The sequence below is a fragment of the Pseudomonas sp. GW821-FHT01E05 genome (assembly GCF_059422425.1).
The window spans coordinates 21,131-39,642 of record NZ_JBWKWW010000014.1 but is presented as its reverse complement, the minus strand read 5'-3'; the positions used below and the strand labels follow the sequence as shown (position 1 = coordinate 39,642).

30 protein-coding genes are annotated in these 18,512 nt (G+C 55.3%); 1 reads left to right on the top strand and 29 read right to left on the bottom strand.

Annotated features, from left to right (window positions below; genetic code table 11):
• Nucleotides 1-13 precede the first annotated feature (13 nt).
• Nucleotides 14-2,848: an excinuclease ABC subunit UvrA gene (gene uvrA, locus AC07W5_RS25660; RefSeq protein ID WP_494994974.1), complete on the top strand. Its 2,835-nt coding sequence runs from the start codon at nucleotides 14-16 to the stop codon at nucleotides 2,846-2,848.
• 90 nt (nucleotides 2,849-2,938) lie between these two features.
• On the opposite strand, the gene bfr is transcribed toward uvrA, so the two are convergent.
• The 29 genes from bfr to rplC all read right to left on the bottom strand — a co-directional run bounded on the left by bfr (nucleotide 2,939) and on the right by rplC (nucleotide 18,488).
• Nucleotides 2,939-3,403 (bottom strand): bacterioferritin, encoded by a 465-nt coding sequence (bfr, locus tag AC07W5_RS25655; protein WP_494994973.1) that lies wholly within the window; start codon nucleotides 3,401-3,403, stop codon nucleotides 2,939-2,941.
• A gap of 155 nt (nucleotides 3,404-3,558) precedes the next feature.
• Entirely contained in the window at nucleotides 3,559-5,007 is a 1,449-nt protein-coding gene (locus AC07W5_RS25650) for a catalase (RefSeq protein WP_495024536.1), read from the bottom strand.
• Nucleotides 5,008-5,181: 174 nt separating this feature from the next.
• Nucleotides 5,182-5,568, bottom strand: coding sequence for a 50S ribosomal protein L17 (gene rplQ, locus AC07W5_RS25645; RefSeq protein ID WP_007924175.1), 387 nt, complete (start codon nucleotides 5,566-5,568; stop codon nucleotides 5,182-5,184).
• A gap of 41 nt (nucleotides 5,569-5,609) precedes the next feature.
• Nucleotides 5,610-6,611 (bottom strand): DNA-directed RNA polymerase subunit alpha, encoded by a 1,002-nt coding sequence (locus tag AC07W5_RS25640; RefSeq protein WP_003176403.1) that lies wholly within the window; start codon nucleotides 6,609-6,611, stop codon nucleotides 5,610-5,612.
• 22 nt (nucleotides 6,612-6,633) lie between these two features.
• Nucleotides 6,634-7,254 carry a 30S ribosomal protein S4 gene (gene rpsD, locus AC07W5_RS25635; RefSeq protein WP_003210056.1) on the bottom strand — a complete coding sequence of 207 codons (621 nt, stop codon included), beginning with the start codon at nucleotides 7,252-7,254 and terminating at the stop codon, nucleotides 6,634-6,636.
• Nucleotides 7,255-7,272: 18 nt separating this feature from the next.
• A complete protein-coding gene (gene rpsK, locus AC07W5_RS25630) occupies nucleotides 7,273-7,662 on the bottom strand; it encodes a 30S ribosomal protein S11 (RefSeq protein ID WP_002555466.1) in 390 nt (129 codons plus the stop codon).
• 30 nt (nucleotides 7,663-7,692) lie between these two features.
• Nucleotides 7,693-8,049 (bottom strand): 30S ribosomal protein S13, encoded by a 357-nt coding sequence (gene rpsM / locus AC07W5_RS25625; RefSeq protein ID WP_003186020.1) that lies wholly within the window; start codon nucleotides 8,047-8,049, stop codon nucleotides 7,693-7,695.
• A gap of 129 nt (nucleotides 8,050-8,178) precedes the next feature.
• Nucleotides 8,179-8,295 carry a 50S ribosomal protein L36 gene (gene rpmJ / locus AC07W5_RS25620; RefSeq protein WP_002555468.1) on the bottom strand — a complete coding sequence of 39 codons (117 nt, stop codon included), beginning with the start codon at nucleotides 8,293-8,295 and terminating at the stop codon, nucleotides 8,179-8,181.
• Nucleotides 8,296-8,322: 27 nt separating this feature from the next.
• Nucleotides 8,323-9,651, bottom strand: coding sequence for a preprotein translocase subunit SecY (gene secY / locus AC07W5_RS25615; protein ID WP_494994971.1), 1,329 nt, complete (start codon nucleotides 9,649-9,651; stop codon nucleotides 8,323-8,325).
• Nucleotides 9,652-10,086: a 50S ribosomal protein L15 gene (rplO, locus tag AC07W5_RS25610; RefSeq protein WP_002555470.1), complete on the bottom strand. Its 435-nt coding sequence runs from the start codon at nucleotides 10,084-10,086 to the stop codon at nucleotides 9,652-9,654.
• A 3-nt stretch (nucleotides 10,087-10,089) separates the two neighbouring features.
• A complete protein-coding gene (rpmD, locus tag AC07W5_RS25605; protein ID WP_003186033.1) occupies nucleotides 10,090-10,266 on the bottom strand; it encodes a 50S ribosomal protein L30 in 177 nt (58 codons plus the stop codon).
• Nucleotides 10,267-10,268: 2 nt separating this feature from the next.
• Nucleotides 10,269-10,769 carry a 30S ribosomal protein S5 gene (gene rpsE / locus AC07W5_RS25600; RefSeq protein ID WP_003186035.1) on the bottom strand — a complete coding sequence of 167 codons (501 nt, stop codon included), beginning with the start codon at nucleotides 10,767-10,769 and terminating at the stop codon, nucleotides 10,269-10,271.
• Nucleotides 10,770-10,772: 3 nt separating this feature from the next.
• Nucleotides 10,773-11,123 (bottom strand): 50S ribosomal protein L18, encoded by a 351-nt coding sequence (gene rplR, locus AC07W5_RS25595; protein ID WP_003186037.1) that lies wholly within the window; start codon nucleotides 11,121-11,123, stop codon nucleotides 10,773-10,775.
• Nucleotides 11,124-11,133: 10 nt separating this feature from the next.
• The gene (gene rplF, locus AC07W5_RS25590) at nucleotides 11,134-11,667 is read right to left on the bottom strand and encodes a 50S ribosomal protein L6 (RefSeq protein WP_007896774.1); all 534 of its coding nucleotides are present in this window, start codon (nucleotides 11,665-11,667) and stop codon (nucleotides 11,134-11,136) included.
• A 12-nt stretch (nucleotides 11,668-11,679) separates the two neighbouring features.
• Nucleotides 11,680-12,072, bottom strand: coding sequence for a 30S ribosomal protein S8 (gene rpsH / locus AC07W5_RS25585; RefSeq protein ID WP_017848802.1), 393 nt, complete (start codon nucleotides 12,070-12,072; stop codon nucleotides 11,680-11,682).
• 209 nt (nucleotides 12,073-12,281) lie between these two features.
• Nucleotides 12,282-12,587: a 30S ribosomal protein S14 gene (rpsN, locus tag AC07W5_RS25580; protein ID WP_003176414.1), complete on the bottom strand. Its 306-nt coding sequence runs from the start codon at nucleotides 12,585-12,587 to the stop codon at nucleotides 12,282-12,284.
• 13 nt (nucleotides 12,588-12,600) lie between these two features.
• On the bottom strand, nucleotides 12,601-13,140 hold the full coding sequence (gene rplE / locus AC07W5_RS25575) for a 50S ribosomal protein L5 (protein ID WP_003210069.1): 540 nt from the start codon (nucleotides 13,138-13,140) through the stop codon (nucleotides 12,601-12,603).
• Nucleotides 13,141-13,160: 20 nt separating this feature from the next.
• On the bottom strand, nucleotides 13,161-13,475 hold the full coding sequence (rplX, locus tag AC07W5_RS25570) for a 50S ribosomal protein L24 (protein ID WP_007896770.1): 315 nt from the start codon (nucleotides 13,473-13,475) through the stop codon (nucleotides 13,161-13,163).
• 11 nt (nucleotides 13,476-13,486) lie between these two features.
• A complete protein-coding gene (gene rplN / locus AC07W5_RS25565; protein WP_002555479.1) occupies nucleotides 13,487-13,855 on the bottom strand; it encodes a 50S ribosomal protein L14 in 369 nt (122 codons plus the stop codon).
• 23 nt (nucleotides 13,856-13,878) lie between these two features.
• The gene (gene rpsQ / locus AC07W5_RS25560; protein ID WP_096514759.1) at nucleotides 13,879-14,145 is read right to left on the bottom strand and encodes a 30S ribosomal protein S17; all 267 of its coding nucleotides are present in this window, start codon (nucleotides 14,143-14,145) and stop codon (nucleotides 13,879-13,881) included.
• Between the two features lie 2 nt (nucleotides 14,146-14,147).
• On the bottom strand, nucleotides 14,148-14,339 hold the full coding sequence (rpmC, locus tag AC07W5_RS25555; RefSeq protein ID WP_002555481.1) for a 50S ribosomal protein L29: 192 nt from the start codon (nucleotides 14,337-14,339) through the stop codon (nucleotides 14,148-14,150).
• Nucleotides 14,339-14,752, bottom strand: coding sequence for a 50S ribosomal protein L16 (rplP, locus tag AC07W5_RS25550; protein WP_095080428.1), 414 nt, complete (start codon nucleotides 14,750-14,752; stop codon nucleotides 14,339-14,341). The genes rpmC and rplP overlap by 1 nt, the downstream gene beginning before the upstream one ends.
• A 12-nt stretch (nucleotides 14,753-14,764) precedes the next feature.
• On the bottom strand, nucleotides 14,765-15,451 hold the full coding sequence (gene rpsC, locus AC07W5_RS25545) for a 30S ribosomal protein S3 (protein ID WP_003176422.1): 687 nt from the start codon (nucleotides 15,449-15,451) through the stop codon (nucleotides 14,765-14,767).
• 13 nt (nucleotides 15,452-15,464) lie between these two features.
• Nucleotides 15,465-15,797 (bottom strand): 50S ribosomal protein L22, encoded by a 333-nt coding sequence (gene rplV / locus AC07W5_RS25540; RefSeq protein ID WP_419116571.1) that lies wholly within the window; start codon nucleotides 15,795-15,797, stop codon nucleotides 15,465-15,467.
• Between the two features lie 13 nt (nucleotides 15,798-15,810).
• Nucleotides 15,811-16,086 carry a 30S ribosomal protein S19 gene (gene rpsS / locus AC07W5_RS25535; RefSeq protein ID WP_002555486.1) on the bottom strand — a complete coding sequence of 92 codons (276 nt, stop codon included), beginning with the start codon at nucleotides 16,084-16,086 and terminating at the stop codon, nucleotides 15,811-15,813.
• Nucleotides 16,087-16,102: 16 nt separating this feature from the next.
• Nucleotides 16,103-16,927, bottom strand: coding sequence for a 50S ribosomal protein L2 (rplB, locus tag AC07W5_RS25530; RefSeq protein WP_003186055.1), 825 nt, complete (start codon nucleotides 16,925-16,927; stop codon nucleotides 16,103-16,105).
• Between the two features lie 14 nt (nucleotides 16,928-16,941).
• On the bottom strand, nucleotides 16,942-17,241 hold the full coding sequence (rplW, locus tag AC07W5_RS25525) for a 50S ribosomal protein L23 (RefSeq protein ID WP_002555488.1): 300 nt from the start codon (nucleotides 17,239-17,241) through the stop codon (nucleotides 16,942-16,944).
• On the bottom strand, nucleotides 17,238-17,840 hold the full coding sequence (gene rplD, locus AC07W5_RS25520) for a 50S ribosomal protein L4 (protein ID WP_494994970.1): 603 nt from the start codon (nucleotides 17,838-17,840) through the stop codon (nucleotides 17,238-17,240). Before rplD ends, rplW begins: the two co-directional genes overlap by 4 nt.
• 12 nt (nucleotides 17,841-17,852) lie before the next feature.
• A complete protein-coding gene (rplC, locus tag AC07W5_RS25515) occupies nucleotides 17,853-18,488 on the bottom strand; it encodes a 50S ribosomal protein L3 (RefSeq protein WP_003186059.1) in 636 nt (211 codons plus the stop codon).
• Between the last annotated feature and the right edge of the window lie 24 nt (nucleotides 18,489-18,512).

Here is an 18,512-nt window from a genome sequence, read left to right as displayed (position 1 = left end):
AGCGAGGCCACTTTTGGACAAGATCCTGATTCGTGGGGCCCGAACCCACAACCTGAAGAACATCGACCTGACCCTTCCACGGGACAAACTGATCGTCATCACCGGACTGTCCGGATCGGGCAAATCATCCCTGGCTTTCGACACGCTGTACGCCGAAGGACAACGCCGCTATGTCGAGTCGCTGTCGGCTTATGCCCGGCAGTTTCTGTCGATGATGGAAAAGCCTGACGTCGACACCATCGAAGGCCTGTCGCCGGCGATCTCCATCGAACAAAAGTCGACCTCGCACAACCCGCGTTCGACCGTCGGTACCATCACCGAAATCTACGACTACCTGCGTCTGCTTTACGCTCGCGTCGGTATTCCACGCTGCCCGGACCACGACATCCCGCTGGAGGCGCAGACCGTCAGCCAGATGGTCGATCTGGTCCTGGCACAGCCCGAAGGCAGCAAGCTGATGCTGCTGGCTCCGGTAATTCGCGAACGCAAAGGCGAACACCTTTCGGTGTTCGAAGAGTTGCGTGCCCAAGGCTTCGTACGCGCCCGGGTCAATGGCAAGCTCCATGAACTGGATGAGCTGCCCAAGCTCGACAAACAGAAGAAGCACTCGATCGACGTAGTGGTCGACCGCTTCAAGGTTCGCGCTGATCTGCAGCAACGACTGGCCGAGTCATTCGAAACCGCCTTGAAGCTCGCCGACGGTATTGCGCTGGTCGCACCGATGGACGAAGAGCCTGGCGAAGAAATCATCTTTTCTGCGCGCTTCGCCTGCCCGATCTGTGGCCACGCCATCAGCGAGCTGGAGCCCAAGCTGTTCTCCTTCAACAATCCAGCGGGCGCTTGCCCGACCTGTGATGGTCTGGGGGTCAAACAGTTCTTCGACATCAAGCGTTTAGTCAATGGTGAGCTGACACTGGCCGAGGGAGCGATTCGCGGCTGGGACCGGCGCAACGTTTATTACTTCCAGATGCTCGGCTCCCTGGCCTCCCATTACGGTTTCAGCCTGGAGGTGCCGTTCAATGAACTACCGGCGGATCAACAAAAAGTCATCCTGCATGGCAGCGGTTCGCAGAACGTCGACTTCAAATACCTGAACGATCGTGGCGATATCGTCAAACGCTCGCACCCGTTCGAAGGCATCGTGCCGAACCTGGAGCGTCGCTACCGCGAAACCGAGTCGGCCTCCGTACGTGAAGAGCTGGCCAAGTTCCTCAGCACCCAACCCTGCCCGGATTGCCGCGGCACCCGTCTGCGTCGGGAGGCACGTCACGTGTGGGTTGGTGAGAAGACGCTACCGGCGGTCACCAACCTGCCCATTGGCGACGCGTGTGAGTATTTCGGCGTCCTGAAACTGACCGGCCGACGTGGCGAAATTGCCGACAAGATTCTCAAGGAAATCCGCGAGCGCTTGCAGTTTCTGGTCAACGTCGGCCTCGACTACCTGTCCCTTGATCGAAGTGCCGATACCTTGTCCGGTGGCGAGGCTCAGCGTATTCGTCTGGCCAGTCAGATCGGTGCAGGCCTGGTCGGAGTTCTGTACATCCTCGATGAACCGTCGATTGGTTTGCATCAGCGCGATAACGATCGACTGCTCGGTACGCTGAAGCATCTGCGGGATATCGGTAATACCGTGATCGTGGTCGAACACGACGAAGACGCGATTCGTCTGGCCGACTATGTAGTGGATATCGGTCCAGGCGCTGGCGTGCATGGCGGCCATATCGTTGCCGAAGGTACGCCGGCTGAAGTCATGGCTCACCCTGACTCACTGACCGGCAAGTACCTGTCCGGCCGGGTGAAGATTGAAGTGCCAGCCAAACGTACGCCCCGTAACAAAAAGCTCTCGCTGTCGCTCAAGGGCGCCCGTGGCAACAACCTGCGCGAAGTCGACCTGGATATCCCGATCGGCCTTCTGACGTGTGTCACCGGCGTGTCCGGCTCGGGCAAGTCGACGTTGATCAACAACACCCTGTTCCCCCTCAGCGCTACGGCACTGAACGGGGCGACCACCCTTGAGGCGTCGGGTCACGACAGCATCAACGGCTTGCAGCATCTGGACAAAGTGGTGGATATCGACCAGAGCCCGATCGGTCGTACGCCGCGTTCCAACCCGGCGACTTACACCGGGCTCTTCACGCCGATTCGCGAGCTGTTCGCCGGCGTACCGGAATCGCGCTCCCGTGGCTACGGTCCGGGACGTTTCTCGTTCAACGTGAAGGGCGGGCGCTGCGAGGCGTGTCAGGGCGACGGTCTGATCAAGGTGGAGATGCACTTTCTGCCGGACATTTACGTGCCGTGCGACGTCTGCAAGAGCAAGCGCTACAACCGCGAAACTCTGGAGATCAAGTACAAGGGCAAGAGCATCCACGAGACGCTGGAAATGACCATCGAAGAAGCACGAGTGTTCTTCGACGCGGTTCCGGCCCTGGCGCGCAAACTGCAAACGCTGATGGACGTTGGTCTGTCGTACATCAAGCTGGGGCAGTCGGCAACCACCCTGTCCGGTGGTGAGGCACAGCGGGTCAAGCTATCCCGCGAACTGTCCAAGCGCGATACCGGCAAGACCCTGTACATCCTCGACGAGCCGACCACCGGCCTGCACTTCGCCGATATCCAGCAACTGCTCGATGTACTCCATCGCCTGCGCGATCACGGCAACACTGTGGTCGTGATTGAACACAACCTGGACGTGATCAAGACCGCCGACTGGCTGGTGGACCTGGGGCCTGAAGGTGGCTCAAAGGGCGGACAGATCATTGCTGTCGGCACACCTGAAGAAGTGGCAGAGATGCCACAGTCCTACACCGGCTACTACTTGAAGCCGCTGCTGGAACGCGACAGGGCCTGAGGCCAATGAAAAAGCCCCTGTCACTTCGTCAGTGACAGGGGCTTTTTTGTATCTGTTAGACCGCTATCGCGAGCAAAGCACCGGCGGGATTCAGAACTGCGATTGCAGATAGTTCTCCAGGCCGACCAATTTGATCAGACCCAGCTGCTTCTCAAGCCAATAGGTGTGATCTTCTTCGGTGTCGGCCAACTGGACACGCAGGATCTCGCGGCTGACATAGTCCTTGTGCAACTCACAAAGCTCAATGCCCTTGCAGAGTGCGGCACGGACCTTGTATTCCAGGCGCAGGTCACTGGCGAGCATCTCAGGCACCGTGGTACCAGTGTCCAGGTCATCCGGACGCATACGCGGCGTACCCTCAAGCATCAGGATCCGACGCATCAAGGCGTCAGCGTGTTGCGCTTCTTCTTCCATCTCGTGATTGATGCGCTCGTAGAGCTCGCTGAAGCCCCAGTCCTCATACATCCGCGAATGGATGAAATATTGATCACGCGCCGCCAGTTCGCCCGTCAGCAACGTGTTGAGGTAATCGATTACATCCGGGTGGCCTTGCATCGCTCTGCATCTCCCTGCTTGAAAGCTTGTAGTTTGAACCAAGCTGACTTACAGGTCACTTCAAAAAAGCCTGGAAGGTGCGAAATTGTCGAGAAAAACCGGCGAACTGAAACGAAAACCGCCCAAATGAGGGCGGTTTCGTTTATCACTTAGACTTAGTTAAGCTGTACACCCAACGCCTTGGCGATACCTTCCCCGTAAGCGGCATCGGCCTTGGAGAAGTGCTGCAGTTGACGCTGAACGACATCGGCCGAAACTCCGCTCATGGCCCCCGCAATGTTGTTGATCAGCAGCGCCTTCTGCTCATCGTTCATCAAGCGGAACAGCGCACCGGCGTGACTGTAATAGTCGGTATCTTCGCGATGATCGTACCGATCTGCGGCACCACTCAAAGCCAGCGCTGGCTCTGCGTACTGCGGCGCTTGTTTCGGTGCGTCAGCGTAGCTGTTTGGCTCGTAGTTCGGAGTAGCACCTGCGTTGCTGCCAAACGCCATGGAGCCATCACGCTGGTAGCTGTTGACCGGACTCTTCGGCGCATTCACCGGCAAATGCTGGTGATTGGTGCCAATACGATAGCGGTGTGCATCGGCATAGGCGAACACGCGGCCTTGCAGCATGCGATCCGGCGACAGCCCAACACCTGGCACCATGTTGCTTGGAGCAAAAGCCGCCTGCTCGACTTCAGCGAAGTAATTCTGCGGATTACGATTGAGTTCCAGTTCACCCACTTCGATCAGCGGGAACTCCTTCTGCGACCAGGTCTTGGTCACATCAAACGGGTTCTCATAGTGCGCCGCGGCTTGGGCCTCGGTCATGATCTGAATGCTCACGCGCCATTTCGGGAAGTCACCACGCTCGATTGCCCCAAACAGGTCACGCTGGGCATAGTCTGGATCAGTACCGGCCAGCCGTGCGGCTTCCGCCGGCCCCAGATTCTTGATTCCCTGCCTGGTTTTGTAATGCCATTTCACCCAGTGCCGCTCGCCCTTGGCGTTGATCAGGCTGTAGGTGTGACTACCAAAGCCGTGCATGTGGCGATAGCCGTCAGGGATCCCGCGATCCGAGAACAGGATGGTGATCTGATGCAACGCTTCAGGCGAATGCGACCAGAAGTCCCACATCATCTGCGCGCTCTTCAGGTTGCTTTGCGGCAGGCGTTTTTGGGTGTGGATAAAGTCCGGGAATTTCAGTGGATCACGGATAAAGAACACTGGAGTGTTGTTGCCAACAATGTCCCAGTTGCCTTCTTCGGTATAGAACTTCAAAGCGAAGCCACGTGGATCACGCTCGGTATCAGCCGAGCCGCGCTCACCACCTACAGTAGAGAAGCGTAAGAAGGTTGGGGTTTGCTTGCCGACGAACTCGAACAGCTTGGCGCTCGTGTATTGGGTGATATCACGGGAAACGGTGAATGTACCGTAAGCACCCGAACCTTTGGCGTGGACACGGCGCTCGGGGATGTTTTCACGGTTGAAGTGGGCAAGCTTCTCGATCAGGTGAAAGTCGTCGAGCAGCAGCGGGCCACGTGGGCCGGCGGAACGAGAATTCTGGTTATCAGCTACAGGGGCACCACTGGCGGTAGTAAGCGTTTTTTTCTGGCTCATGCTCAAACTTCCTCTGTCAGTCTTTGAACTGCCGGCTAATCGGCTGAGCGGGAGTATTGACCGTCGAGATGACACCATCAAATTCATTAATTCATTGCTATCGATAGAAATTTACTAATATGGCGAACACAAAAAACCGGGCACTAGGCCCGGTTCTTTGTTCAGTCTGACGTCTTACTCAGCGGATACAGCTTCACCGCCGACAGCACGATCAACCAACTCGACGTACGCCATAGGCGCGTTGTCGCCAGCGCGGAAACCGCACTTGAGGATGCGCAGGTAGCCACCCTCACGGGTAGCGTAACGCTTGCCCAGGTCGTTGAAGAGCTTACCAACGATGGCTTTCGAACGAGTACGGTCGAAGGCCAGACGGCGGTTAGCCAGGCTGTCTGTCTTGGCCAAAGTGATCAGCGGCTCAGCAACGCGACGCAGTTCTTTGGCTTTCGGCAGTGTAGTTTTGATCAGCTCGTGCTCGAACAGCGACACCGCCATGTTTTGAAACATGGCCTTGCGGTGCGAGCTGGTACGGCTCAGGTGACGACCACTTTTACGATGACGCATGGTTCATTCCTTACCAAACTCACGTTCGGTGATTACGACGATCAGGCAGTCGCCTTGTCGTCCTTCTTAAGACTTGCAGGCGGCCAGTTGTCGAGGCGCATGCCGAGGGACAGACCGCGGGAGGCCAGAACGTCCTTGATTTCAGTCAAGGATTTCTTGCCCAGGTTCGGAGTCTTCAACAGTTCTACTTCGGTACGCTGAATCAGGTCGCCGATGTAGTAAATGTTTTCCGCCTTAAGGCAGTTAGCCGAACGTACAGTCAGTTCCAGATCGTCAACCGGGCGAAGCAGGATCGGATCGATCTCGTCTTCCTGCTCGATTACCACTGGCTCACTGTCACCTTTGAGGTCGACGAACGCAGCCAACTGCTGTTGCAGAATGGTTGCAGCACGACGGATAGCCTCTTCAGGATCCAGAGTACCGTTGGTTTCCAGATCAATAACCAGCTTGTCCAGGTTAGTACGCTGCTCGACACGGGCGTTTTCCACCACGTATGCGATACGGCGAACCGGGCTGAACGAAGAGTCAAGCTGCAAGCGACCGATGCTGCGGCTTTCGTCTTCATCGCTCTGACGCGAGTCGGCCGGTTCATAACCACGACCACGAGCTACAGTGAGCTTCATGTTCAGGGCGCCGTTAGACGCCAGGTTAGCGATTACGTGATCGGGATTAACGATCTCGACATCATGATCCAGCTGAATATCGGCAGCGGTAACCACCCCCGAACCCTTCTTCGACAAGGTCAGCGTAACTTCGTCACGGCCATGCAGCTTGATAGCCAGACCTTTAAGGTTCAACAGGATTTCAATTACGTCTTCCTGTACACCTTCGATGGCGCTGTACTCGTGGAGCACACCGTCAATCTCGGCCTCGACTACTGCACAGCCGGGCATTGAGGACAACAGGATGCGGCGCAGCGCGTTGCCCAGGGTGTGGCCGAAACCACGCTCGAGAGGCTCGAGAGTGATCTTGGCGCGGGTTGGACTGACAACCTGCACATCAATATGGCGGGGTGTCAGGAACTCATTTACCGAAATCTGCATGGATGCACCTATTTTCTAGCCCTTACTTGGAGTAGAGCTCGACAATCAGGCTTTCGTTGATGTCGGCGGACAGATCACTGCGAGCAGGAACGTTCTTGAAAACGCCCGACTTCTTCTCAGTGTCTACTTCTACCCATTCTACGCGGCCACGTTGGGCACACAGATCGAGAGCTTGGACAATGCGAAGTTGGTTCTTTGCTTTCTCGCGAATCGCGACCACGTCACCAGCACGAACCTGGTAAGACGGCACGTTTACGGTCTGACCGTTAACGCTGACGGATTTGTGCGATACCAGCTGACGGGATTCGGCACGAGTAGAGCCAAAACCCATACGGTATACAACGTTGTCCAGACGGCATTCGAGCAGTTGCAACAGGTTCTCACCAGTAGCGCCTTTCTTGCCGGCAGCTTCTTTGTAGTAACCGCTGAACTGACGCTCGAGAACGCCATAAATACGACGGACCTTCTGCTTTTCACGCAGTTGGGTGCCGTAATCGGACTGGCGACCGCGGCGTTGGCCGTGGATACCAGGTGCTGCTTCAATGTTGCACTTCGATTCGATCGCGCGCACGCCGCTCTTCAGGAAGAGATCGGTGCCTTCGCGACGAGCGAGTTTGCATTTTGGACCAATGTAACGAGCCATTCTTTACAATCTCCTGGATTACACGCGGCGCTTCTTCGGCGGACGGCACCCGTTGTGCGGGATTGGCGTCACGTCGGTGATGCTGGCGATCTTATAGCCACAGCCGTTCAATGCACGGACAGCGGACTCACGACCTGGACCTGGACCTTTGACGTTAACGTCGAGGTTTTTCAGGCCATATTCCAGCGCAGCTTGACCAGCACGTTCAGCAGCTACTTGAGCAGCGAACGGAGTGGACTTGCGAGAACCGCGGAAACCCGAACCACCGGAGGTAGCCCAAGAAAGCGCATTACCTTGACGGTCGGTGATGGTCACGATGGTGTTGTTAAAAGACGCGTGGATGTGGGCGATGCCATCAACCACTGTCTTTTTGACTTTTTTACGAGGACGAGCAGCAGGTTTTGCCATGATTAAATTCCTGTCGATTCGCTGGGGCGATTACTTGCGGATCGGCTTACGCGGACCTTTACGGGTACGCGCGTTAGTCTTGGTACGCTGACCGCGTACTGGAAGACCACGACGATGACGCAGACCGCGATAGCAACCGAGGTCCATCAAACGCTTGATTTTCATGTTGATTTCGCGACGCAGGTCACCTTCAGTGGTGAACTTCGCCACTTCGCCACGCAGCTGTTCAATCTGCTCGTCGCTCAGATCCTTGATCTTTGCGGCTGGGTTGACCCCAGTCACTGCACAAATTTTCTGTGCAGTAGTGCGACCAACACCATAGATGTAGGTCAGCGAGATAACAGTGTGCTTGTTATCTGGAATGTTAACGCCTGCAATACGGGCCATTCAGTGGGACTCCAATTGACAGCTACCTACGCCCCGGAAGCCAAGAAATAGGGCGCGAGATAATATCGCTGTAATAACAAATAATCAACCCAGCAGCGCACTAGCTGCTGGGCTTCAAGCGGATCACACTCAGCCTTGGCGCTGTTTGTGACGCGGTTCCGCGCTGCAAATTACTCGAACAACACCTTCGCGGCGAATAATTTTGCAGTTACGGCACAGCTTTTTCACCGATGCACGAACTTTCATCACCAACTCCTCGAACCTTATGGGTACTCAGCGCAACATGCCGCTGCCGTAACCCTTCAGGTTGGCTTTCTTCATCAGGGATTCGTACTGGTGCGAAACGAGGTGCGATTGTACTTGGGACATAAAGTCCATAACAACCACGACCACGATCAGCAACGAGGTCCCGCCAAGGTAGAACGGAACGTTTGCTGCAACCACCAGGAACTGGGGCAACAGGCACACGGCCGTCATATATAGAGCACCGAACATGGTCAAGCGGGTCAGAACGCCATCAATATAGCGTGCAGACTGCTCACCTGGACGGATACCCGGAATAAAGGCACCGGACTTCTTCAGGTTTTCCGCTACGTCTTTCGGATTGAACATCAACGCCGTATAGAAGAAGCAGAAGAAAATAATCCCTGCACTAAACAGCAGAATATTCAACGGCTGACCAGGAGCGATCGACTGCGAGATGTCCTGCAACCAGCCCATACCTTCAGACTGACCGAACCAGGCACCCAACGAAGCCGGGAACAGCAAAATGCTGCTCGCGAAAATAGCAGGAATAACACCGGCCATATTCACTTTCAGCGGCAAGTGGCTAGTCTGCGCAGCAAACACCTTACGGCCCTGCTGACGCTTGGCGTAATGAACGGCGATACGCCGCTGACCACGCTCAATGAACACCACGAAACCGATAATCGCTACTGCCAGCAAACCGATGGCAACCAGGGCGAAGATATTGATATCACCCTGACGCGCAGACTCGAAAGACTGCCCGATCGCTCTCGGAAGACCGGCGACGATACCCGAAAAAATCAACATCGAGATACCGTTACCAACACCACGCTCAGTAATCTGCTCACCCAGCCACATCATGAACATCGCACCAGCCACAAACGTGGATACCGCGACGAAATGGAAGCCAAAGTCACCAGTGAACGCAACGCCCTGCCCCGCCAGCCCAACGGACATGCCGATAGCCTGAACAAGAGCAAGGGCGACGGTGCCATAGCGGGTGTATTGACTGATCTTACGACGACCAGCCTCACCTTCCTTCTTCAACTGCTCCAGCTGCGGGCTGACGGCGGTCATCAATTGCATGATGATCGATGCCGAAATGTACGGCATGATCCCCAGTGCAAAGATGCTCATCCGTTCCAGCGCGCCGCCGGAAAACATGTTGAACAAGCTAAGAATGGTCCCCTCATTCTGTCGAAACAGGTCCGCCAGCCGGTCCGGGTTGATACCTGGAACTGGGATGTGTGCGCCTATCCGGTAGACGATAATCGCCAGGAATAGAAAACGCAGTCGAGCCCAGAGCTCGGATAACCCGCCTTTGCTGAGCGCTGAGAGAGCACCTTGCTTAGCCATTTATTCCTCGAACTTGCCGCCAGCTGCTTCGATAGCCGCACGCGCACCTTTGGTGGCGGCGATACCCTTGATGGTGACTGCGCGAGTAACTTCACCGGACAGCATGATTTTCACACGCTGTACGTTTTGGTTAATCACGTTGGCATCCTTCAGGGACTGCACGGTGACGATATCGCCTTCCACTTTAGCCAGTTCGGACAGACGCACTTCTGCGCGGTCCATAGCCTTCAGGGAAACGAAACCGAACTTCGGCAGACGACGATGCAGCGGCTGTTGACCGCCTTCAAAGCCTGGAGCAATGGTGCCACCGGAGCGGGAGGACTGACCTTTGTGACCACGGCCACCAGTCTTACCCAAACCACTACCGATACCACGGCCCGGACGATGCTTCTCGCGACGGGAACCCGGCGCAGGACTCAGATCATTGAGTTTCATCGATTAACCCTCGACTCGCAGCATGTAGTAAGCCTTGTTGATCATCCCGCGATTCTCGGGAGTATCAAGTACTTCTACAGTGTGACCGATGCGACGCAGACCCAGACCCTTAACGCACAATTTGTGGTTAGGGATACGGCCGGTCATGCTTTTGATCAGCGTTACTTTAACGGTAGCCATGATCAGAAGATCTCCTTGACGCTTTTGCCACGCTTGGCGGCAATGGACTCAGGAGACTGCATTGCTTTCAAACCCTTGAAAGTGGCGTGAACCACGTTTACCGGGTTAGTCGAGCCGTAGCACTTGGCCAGAACGTTCTGAACGCCAGCAACCTCGAGGACAGCACGCATAGCGCCGCCAGCGATGATACCGGTACCTTCAGAAGCAGGCTGCATGTACACCTTGGAAGCGCCATGGGCGGATTTCATTGCGTACTGCAAAGTGGTGCCGTTAAGGTCCACTTGAATCATGTTGCGACGAGCAGCTTCCATTGCTTTCTGGATCGCAGCAGGCACTTCACGTGACTTGCCACGGCCGAAGCCAACGCGACCTTTACCATCACCAACCACGGTCAACGCGGTGAAAGTGAAGATACGGCCGCCTTTAACGGTTTTGGCTACGCGGTTAACTTGAACCAGCTTCTCGATGTAGCCTTCGTCGCGCTTTTGGTCGTTATTTGACATAACTTAGAACTCCAGCCCAGCTTCACGAGCAGCATCAGCCAGCGCCTTGACGCGGCCGTGGTACTTGAAGCCAGAGCGGTCGAAAGCCACCTGCGAGACGCCGGCGGCTTTAGCACGCGTAGCGACCAGCTGGCCAACCTTAGTGGCCGCGTCGATGTTGCCAGTGGCACCATCACGCAGTTCTTTGTCCAAAGTCGAGGCGCTTGCCAGGACTTTGTTGCCGTCGGCCGAAATGACCTGGGCGTAGATGTGCTGCGAAGAGCGGAACACGCAGAGACGCACGACTTCGAGTTCGTGCATTTTCAGGCGTGCTTTGCGAGCGCGACGCAGTCGAGTAACTTTTTTGTCGGTCATTTGCTATGCCCTACTTCTTCTTGGCTTCTTTACGACGGACGACTTCGTCCGCGTAGCGCACACCTTTACCTTTGTAAGGCTCTGGTGGACGGAAGTCGCGGATCTCGGCGGCCACTTGACCTACCAGCTGCTTATCGATACCCCGGATCAGGATATCGGTCTGGCTAGGAGTCTCAGCGGTGATGCCTTCCGGCAGTTCGTAATCCACTGGGTGCGAGAAGCCGAGAGCCAGGTTCAGCACTGTGCCTTTTGCTTGCGCTTTGTAACCAACACCGACCAGCTGGAGCTTGCGCTCGAAGCCTTGGCTTACGCCCTGGACCATGTTGTTTACCAACGCACGAGTGGTACCGGCCATTGCGCGAGTCTGTTGATCGCCATTGCGAGCAGCAAAACGCAGCTCACCGGCTTCTTCAACGATCTCAACGGACGAATGGATGTTCAGTTCGAGAGTACCCTTGGCACCCTTCACCGAAAGCTGTTGGCCTGCGAATTTTACTTCGACACCAGCTGGCAGCTTAACGGGGTTCTTAGCGACGCGAGACATGCTTATCCCCCCTTAGAACACAGTGCAAAGAACTTCGCCGCCGACACCGGCAGCGCGCGCAGCACGATCCGTCATCACACCTTTGTTGGTGGAGACGATAGACACACCGAGACCGCCACGAACTTTTGGCAGATCCTCGACGGACTTGTACTGACGCAGGCCTGGACGGCTAACGCGCTTCACTTCCTCGATGACCGGACGGCCTTCGAAGTACTTCAGCTCGATGGACAGCAGTGGTTTGATTTCGCTGCTGATCTGATAACCCGCGATGTAACCTTCGTCCTTCAGGACTTTTGCTACAGCTACCTTCAACGTGGAAGATGGCATGCTTACGACGGACTTTTCAGCCATCTGGGCATTACGGATTCGAGTTAGCATGTCCGCTAACGGGTCCTGCATACTCATGGGCTAGACGCTCCTGATACAAAAAAAATAAGCCTTGCGGCTACAACCTTCGCCGAAAAACTCCGCACACAAAAGGCACGGGCTCAGGCGAGCCGGTCATTCTAGACACACCCCAGAAATGAATCAAGCCCCAAAAGGGGCTTGATTCAGATTCAAGGCCACCGACGGTCAGGATCTTGCGATCCCGAACATCGAGACTTTGACAGGACTTACCAGCTGGCTTTAACCAGACCCGGTACGTCGCCACGCATTGCTGCTTCACGCAACTTGTTACGGCCGAGGCCGAACTTGCGGTAAACGCCGTGCGGACGACCGGTCAGGCGGCAGCGGTTACGCATGCGCGAAGCGCTTGCGTCACGTGGCTGCTTCTGCAGAGCTACGGTAGCTTCCCAACGCGCTTCTGGACTTGCGTTCAGATCAACGATGATAGCTTTAAGCGCTGCACGCTTTTTGGCGTACTTGGCAACCGTGAGCTGACGCTTCAGCTCGCGGTTTTTCATGCTCATCTTGGCCATTTTCCTACTCCAATCAGTTGCGGAACGGGAATTTGAAAGCGCGCAGCAGAGCGCGACCTTCATCATCGTTCTTGGCAGTGGTGGTCAGGGTAATGTCCAGACCGCGGAGAGCATCGATCTTGTCGTAGTCGATTTCCGGGAAGATGATCTGCTCTTTAACGCCCATGCTGTAGTTACCACGACCATCGAAGGACTTGGCATTCAGGCCGCGGAAGTCGCGAACCCGAGGCAGGGAGATCGACAGCAGACGATCCAGGAACTCGTACATACGCTCACGGCGCAGAGTCACTTTGACGCCGATCGGCCAACCTTCACGGACTTTAAAGCCAGCGATGGATTTCCGAGCGTAAGTCACAACGACTTTTTGACCGGTGATCTTTTCCAGGTCAGCAACAGCGTGCTCGATGACTTTTTTGTCGCCGATCGCTTCGCCCAGACCCATGTTCAGGGTGATTTTGGTAACGCGCGGAACTTCCATCACGTTCGAAAGCTTAAGTTCTTCCTTAAGTTTCGGTGCGATTTCCTTCCGGTAAATCTCTTTTAGTCGTGCCATGGTCTTCTACCTAGCAGTGTTCAAGCATCAACCGCTTTTTGGGTCGACTTGAAGACACGAATTTTCTTGCCGTCTTCTACTTTGAAACCAACGCGGTCAGCCTTGTTGGTTTCGCCGTTGAAAATGGCGACGTTGGAAGCGTGCAGTGGCGCTTCTTTCTCGACGATACCGCCTTGTACGCCCGACATCGGGTTAGGCTTGGTATGACGCTTAACCAGGTTCAGACCACCAACAACCAGACGGTCGTCAGCGAGAACCTTAAGCACCTTACCGCGCTTACCTTTGTCTTTGCCGGCGATCACGATGATCTCGTCGTCACGACGAATCTTTTGCATGTCGGATCTCCTTACAGCACTTCTGGGGCGAGCGAGACGATCTTCATGAACTTCTCGGTACGAAGTTCACGGGTCACTGGCCCAAAGATACGGGTGCCGATCGGCTCTTGCTTGTTGTTCAACAGAACAGCAGCGTTGCCATCAAAGCGGATGATGGAGCCGTCAGCACGACGGACACCATGGCGAGTGCGGACTACAACAGCAGTCATCACTTGGCCTTTTTTCACCTTACCGCGAGGAATTGCTTCCTTCACGGTAACTTTGATGATGTCACCGATACCAGCGTAACGACGATGGGAGCCACCCAGCACCTTGATGCACATAACGCGGCGAGCGCCGCTGTTATCGGCCACATCGAGCATGGATTGAGTCTGAATCATATAATTTCTCCGACCCCTAGTCCTTAGACTTCCACAGCGCGTTCGAGAACTTCAACCAATGCCCAAGACTTGGTCTTGGCCAGCGGACGAGTTTCACGAATAGTGACTTTGTCGCCGATGTGGCACTGATTGGTTTCGTCGTGCGCGTGCAGCTTAGTCGAACGCTTAACGTATTTACCGTAGATCGGGTGCTTAACGCGACGCTCGATCAGAACGGTGATGGTCTTGTCCATCTTGTCGCTGACAACACGGCCAGTCAGCGTACGGACGGTTTTTTCGGCTTCAGCCATGATTACTTACCTGCCTGCTGGTTGAGCACAGTCTTCACGCGAGCGATGTCACGCTTAACTTGCGAGAGCAGGTGAGACTGCCCCAACTGGCCAGTTGCTTTCTGCATGCGCAGATTGAACTGGTCGCGCAGCAGGCCGAGCAGTTGCTCGTTCAGCTGCTGTGCTGATTTTTCACGAAGTTCATTCGCTTTCATCACATCACCGTCCGTTTAACAAAGGAGGTGGCGAGCGGCAGCTTTGCAGCAGCCAGGGCGAAAGCCTCACGCGCCAGCTCTTCAGTAACACCCTCGATTTCATACAGGACTTTGCCTGGCTGAATCTGGGCAACCCAATATTCCACGTTACCCTTACCTTTACCCATCCGAACTTCGAGTGGCTTTTTGGTAACAGGCTTGTCCGGGAATACACGGATCCAGATCTTGCCGCCACGTTTTACGTGACGGGTCAGAGCACGACGCGCTGACTCGATCTGACGAGCGGTGAGACGACCACGAGCAACAGACTTCAGCGCATATTCGCCGAAGCTGACTTTGCTACCGCGCTGAGCCAAGCCACGGTTGTGGCCTGTCATCTGCTTGCGGAACTTCGTACGCTTTGGTTGCAACATTTGGCGTACCCCTTACTTAGCAGCTTTTTTACGAGGCGCTGGTGCTTGTGGTTTCAGCTCTTCTTGGCGACCACCAATTACTTCGCCTTTGAAGATCCAAACCTTTACACCGATCACACCATAAGTGGTGTGAGCTTCGTAGTTGGCATAGTCGATGTCGGCACGCAGGGTGTGCAGTGGCACACGACCTTCGCGATACCATTCAGTACGTGCGATTTCAGCACCGCCGAGACGACCGCTCACTTGGATTTTGATGCCTTTGGCACCAATGCGCATGGCGTTCTGTACTGCGCGCTTCATAGCGCGACGGAACATTACGCGACGCTCCAGCTGCTGAGCTACGCTCTGCGCAACCAGCATACCGTCGAGTTCCGGCTTGCGGATCTCTTCGATATTGATGTGCACAGGCACACCCATTTGCTTGGTCAGGTCCTGACGCAGTTTCTCAACATCTTCACCTTTCTTCCCGATAACGATACCTGGACGAGCGGTGTGGATGGTGATACGTGCAGTTTGAGCCGGACGATGGATATCGATACGGCTTACGGACGCGCTTTTTAGTTTGTCTTGGAGATACTCACGCACCTTCAGATCAGCGAACAAATAGTCCGCATAAGTCCGACCGTCTGCGTACCAGACAGAGGTGTGCTCCTTGACGATTCCCAGGCGAATGCCAATGGGATGTACTTTCTGACCCATCTCTTCGACTCCGTTACTTGTCAGCAACCTTGACAGTGATATGGCAAGACCGCTTGACGATGCGATCAGCACGGCCTTTGGCACGCGGCATGATGCGCTTCAGCGAACGCCCTTCGTTGACGAAAACGGTGGCGACTTTAAGGTCGTCAACGTCTGCGCCTTCGTTATGCTCGGCGTTGGCTACGGCCGACTCCAGCACTTTCTTGATGATCTCGGCGGCTTTCTTACTGCTGAAAGCCAACAGGTTGAGCGCTTCGCCCACCTTCTTCCCGCGGATCTGGTCGGCGACCAAGCGGGCTTTCTGGGCGGAGATTCGAGCGCCCGACAACTTAGCGGCTACTTCCATCGTTCCTTACCCCTTAACGCTTGGCTTTCTTGTCTGCCACGTGCCCACGATATGTGCGGGTACCGGCAAACTCGCCTAGTTTGTGGCCGACCATGTCTTCGTTCACGAGAACTGGAACATGCTGACGACCGTTATGCACAGCAATGGTCAAACCGACCATTTGTGGCAGGATCATGGAACGGCGCGACCAGGTCTTAACTGGTTTGCGATCGTTCTTTTCCGCCGCCACTTCGATCTTCTTCAGTAGGTGAAGATCAATAAAAGGACCTTTTTTCAGAGAACGTGGCACTGTCGTATCCCTCTATTTACTTGCGACGACGGACGATCATTTTGTCGGTACGCTTATTACCACGAGTCTTCGCGCCCTTAGTCGGGAAGCCCCATGGCGATACCGGATGACGACCACCAGAGGTACGACCTTCACCACCACCATGTGGGTGGTCAACCGGGTTCATGGCAACACCACGAACGGTTGGGCGAACGCCACGCCAGCGTTTGGCACCAGCTTTACCCAGCGAACGCAGGCTGTGCTCGGAGTTCGAGACTTCGCCAAGCGTTGCACGGCATTCAGCCAATACTTTACGCATTTCACCAGAGCGCAGACGCAGGGTCACGTAGACACCTTCACGAGCGATCAGCTGAGCCGAAGCACCAGCGGAACGAGCGATTTGCGCGCCTTTACCCGGCTTCAATTCGATGCCGTGTACGGTGCTACCAACTGGAATGTTACGCAGTTGCAGAGCGTTGCCCGGCTTGATCGGCGCCAAAGCACCTGCGATCAGCTGGTCGCCAGCGCTCACGCCTTTAGGGGCGATGATGTAGCGACGCTCGCCATCTGCGTACAGCAGCAGAGCGATGTGAGCAGTACGGTTTGGATCGTATTCGATACGCTCGACAGTGGCAGCGATGCCATCTTTGTCGTTGCGACGGAAGTCGACCAGACGATAATGCTGCTTATGACCACCACCAATGTGACGAGTGGTAATACGGCCATTGTTGTTACGACCACCAGACTTCGATTTCTTCTCGAGCAGCGGTGCGTGAGGAGCGCCTTTATGCAGCTCCTGGTTGACCACCTTGACCACAAAACGGCGGCCAGGGGAAGTCGGTTTGCATTTAACGATTGCCATGATGCACCCCTTCCTTACTCAGCACTGCTGCTGAAATCGAGATCTTGGCCTGGCTGAAGGGAGATAACTGCCTTCTTCCAGTCATTACGCTTGCCCAGACCGCGAGCAGTGCGCTTGCTCTTACCCAGAACGTTCAGGGTAGTAACACGCTCTACTTTCACGCTGAACAGGCTTTCGACGGCCTTCTTGATTTCCAGCTTGGTTGCATCAGTAGCAACCTTGAAAACGAACTGGCCTTTCTTGTCTGCCAGAACCGTAGCCTTCTCGGAAACGTGCGGGCCAAGCAGAACTTTAAATACGCGTTCCTGGTTCATCCCAGCAGCTCCTCGAATTTCTTCACGGCCGACACGGTGATCAACACCTTGTCGTATGCGATCAGACTAACTGGATCGGAACCTTGCACGTCACGTACATCAACGTGTGGCAGGTTACGAGCAGCCAGGTACAGGTTCTGATCAACAACTTCAGACACGATCAGGACATCAGTCAGACCCATGCCATTCAGTTTGCTCAGCAGATCTTTGGTTTTCGGCGCTTCAACAGCGAAGTCCTGAACCACGACCAGACGATCAGTACGCACCAGTTCAGCAAGGATGGAGCGCAGAGCAGCGCGATACATCTTCTTGTTGAGCTTCTGGGAGTGATCCTGTGGACGAGCTGCGAAAGTGGTACCGCCGCCACGCCAGATTGGGCTACGAATAGTACCGGCACGAGCACGGCCAGTACCTTTCTGACGCCAAGGGCGCTTGCCGCCACCAGAAACGTCGGAACGGGTCTTTTGCTGCTTGCTACCTTGACGGCCGCCAGCCATATAGGCCACGACTGCTTGGTGAACCAGCGTCTCGTTGAAATCGCCGCCAAATGTCAGTTCGGAAACTTCGATCGCTTGAGCGTCATTTACATTTAATTGCATGTCAGCTTCCCCTTAACCGCGAGCCTTGGCCGCTGGACGTACAACCAGGTTGCCGCCAGTAGCGCCAGGAACAGCACCCTTGACCAACAACAGATTGCGTTCAGCGTCGACGCGCACTACTTCGAGGGACTGCACGGTCACGCGCTCAGCGCCCATATGACCGGACATTTTCTTGCCCTTGAATACACGACCAGGAGTCTGGCACTGGCCAATAGAGCCCGGGACGCGGTGGGAAACGGAGTTACCGTGAGTGTTGTCTTGGCCACGGAAATTCCAACGCTTGATCGTACCCTGGAAGCCTTTACCTTTGGACTGACCGGTTACATCAACCAGTTGACCAGCAGCGAAGATTTCAGCGTTGATCAGATCGCCGGCCTGGTACTCGCCTTCTTCAAGACGGAATTCCATTACGGTACGACCAGCTGCAACGTTTGCTTTAGCGAAGTGACCTGCTTGAGCAGCAGTCACACGCGAAGCACGACGCTCGCCGACAGTGACTTGCACTGCACGATAGCCATCGGTTTCTTCAGTTTTGAACTGGGTGACGCGATTCGGCTCGATCTCAATGACCGTGACCGGAATGGAGACACCTTCTTCGGTGAAAATACGGGTCATACCGCATTTACGACCGACTACACCAATAGTCATGTTGTAAACCTCATGAGTGTACGG

What these genes read in the sequence shown, in the direction of transcription:
- rpsM (WP_003186020.1), bottom strand. Translation starts at nt 8,049, where the DNA reads ATGGCCCGTATTGCAGGCGTTAACATTCCAGATAACAAGCACACTGTT.
- rplR (WP_003186037.1), bottom strand. Translation starts at nt 11,123, where the DNA reads ATGACCGACAAAAAAGTTACTCGACTGCGTCGCGCTCGCAAAGCACGC.
- AC07W5_RS25650 (WP_495024536.1), bottom strand. Translation starts at nt 5,007, where the DNA reads ATGAGCCAGAAAAAAACGCTTACTACCGCCAGTGGTGCCCCTGTAGCT.
- rpsQ (WP_096514759.1), bottom strand. Translation starts at nt 14,145, where the DNA reads ATGGCTGAAGCCGAAAAAACCGTCCGTACGCTGACTGGCCGTGTTGTC.
- rplP (WP_095080428.1), bottom strand. Translation starts at nt 14,752, where the DNA reads ATGTTGCAACCAAAGCGTACGAAGTTCCGCAAGCAGATGACAGGCCAC.
- rpsC (WP_003176422.1), bottom strand. Translation starts at nt 15,451, where the DNA reads ATGGGTCAGAAAGTACATCCCATTGGCATTCGCCTGGGAATCGTCAAG.
- rplF (WP_007896774.1), bottom strand. Translation starts at nt 11,667, where the DNA reads ATGTCTCGCGTCGCTAAGAACCCCGTTAAGCTGCCAGCTGGTGTCGAA.
- rplW (WP_002555488.1), bottom strand. Translation starts at nt 17,241, where the DNA reads ATGAACCAGGAACGCGTATTTAAAGTTCTGCTTGGCCCGCACGTTTCC.
- secY (WP_494994971.1), bottom strand. Translation starts at nt 9,651, where the DNA reads ATGGCTAAGCAAGGTGCTCTCTCAGCGCTCAGCAAAGGCGGGTTATCC.
- rpsD (WP_003210056.1), bottom strand. Translation starts at nt 7,254, where the DNA reads ATGGCTCGTTACATTGGTCCAAAATGCAAACTCGCTCGTCGCGAAGGC.
- rpsH (WP_017848802.1), bottom strand. Translation starts at nt 12,072, where the DNA reads ATGAGTATGCAGGACCCGTTAGCGGACATGCTAACTCGAATCCGTAAT.
- rplO (WP_002555470.1), bottom strand. Translation starts at nt 10,086, where the DNA reads ATGAAACTCAATGATCTGAGTCCTGCGCCGGGTTCCCGTCGCGAGAAG.
- rpsN (WP_003176414.1), bottom strand. Translation starts at nt 12,587, where the DNA reads ATGGCCAAGATGAGCATGAAAAACCGCGAGCTGAAGCGTCAGCTCACG.
- rpmJ (WP_002555468.1), bottom strand. Translation starts at nt 8,295, where the DNA reads ATGAAAGTTCGTGCATCGGTGAAAAAGCTGTGCCGTAACTGCAAAATT.
- rplN (WP_002555479.1), bottom strand. Translation starts at nt 13,855, where the DNA reads ATGATTCAGACTCAATCCATGCTCGATGTGGCCGATAACAGCGGCGCT.
- AC07W5_RS25640 (WP_003176403.1), bottom strand. Translation starts at nt 6,611, where the DNA reads ATGCAGATTTCGGTAAATGAGTTCCTGACACCCCGCCATATTGATGTG.
- rpmD (WP_003186033.1), bottom strand. Translation starts at nt 10,266, where the DNA reads ATGGCTACCGTTAAAGTAACGCTGATCAAAAGCATGACCGGCCGTATC.
- bfr (WP_494994973.1), bottom strand. Translation starts at nt 3,403, where the DNA reads ATGCAAGGCCACCCGGATGTAATCGATTACCTCAACACGTTGCTGACG.
- rplC (WP_003186059.1), bottom strand. Translation starts at nt 18,488, where the DNA reads ATGACTATTGGTGTAGTCGGTCGTAAATGCGGTATGACCCGTATTTTC.
- rplE (WP_003210069.1), bottom strand. Translation starts at nt 13,140, where the DNA reads ATGGCACGACTAAAAGAGATTTACCGGAAGGAAATCGCACCGAAACTT.
- rpsK (WP_002555466.1), bottom strand. Translation starts at nt 7,662, where the DNA reads ATGGCAAAACCTGCTGCTCGTCCTCGTAAAAAAGTCAAAAAGACAGTG.
- rpsE (WP_003186035.1), bottom strand. Translation starts at nt 10,769, where the DNA reads ATGTCAAATAACGACCAAAAGCGCGACGAAGGCTACATCGAGAAGCTG.
- rpmC (WP_002555481.1), bottom strand. Translation starts at nt 14,339, where the DNA reads ATGAAAGCGAATGAACTTCGTGAAAAATCAGCACAGCAGCTGAACGAG.
- rplV (WP_419116571.1), bottom strand. Translation starts at nt 15,797, where the DNA reads ATGGAAGTAGCCGCTAAGTTGTCGGGCGCTCGAATCTCCGCCCAGAAA.
- rplX (WP_007896770.1), bottom strand. Translation starts at nt 13,475, where the DNA reads ATGCAAAAGATTCGTCGTGACGACGAGATCATCGTGATCGCCGGCAAA.
- rplQ (WP_007924175.1), bottom strand. Translation starts at nt 5,568, where the DNA reads ATGCGTCATCGTAAAAGTGGTCGTCACCTGAGCCGTACCAGCTCGCAC.
- rplB (WP_003186055.1), bottom strand. Translation starts at nt 16,927, where the DNA reads ATGGCAATCGTTAAATGCAAACCGACTTCCCCTGGCCGCCGTTTTGTG.
- rplD (WP_494994970.1), bottom strand. Translation starts at nt 17,840, where the DNA reads ATGCAATTAAATGTAAATGACGCTCAAGCGATCGAAGTTTCCGAACTG.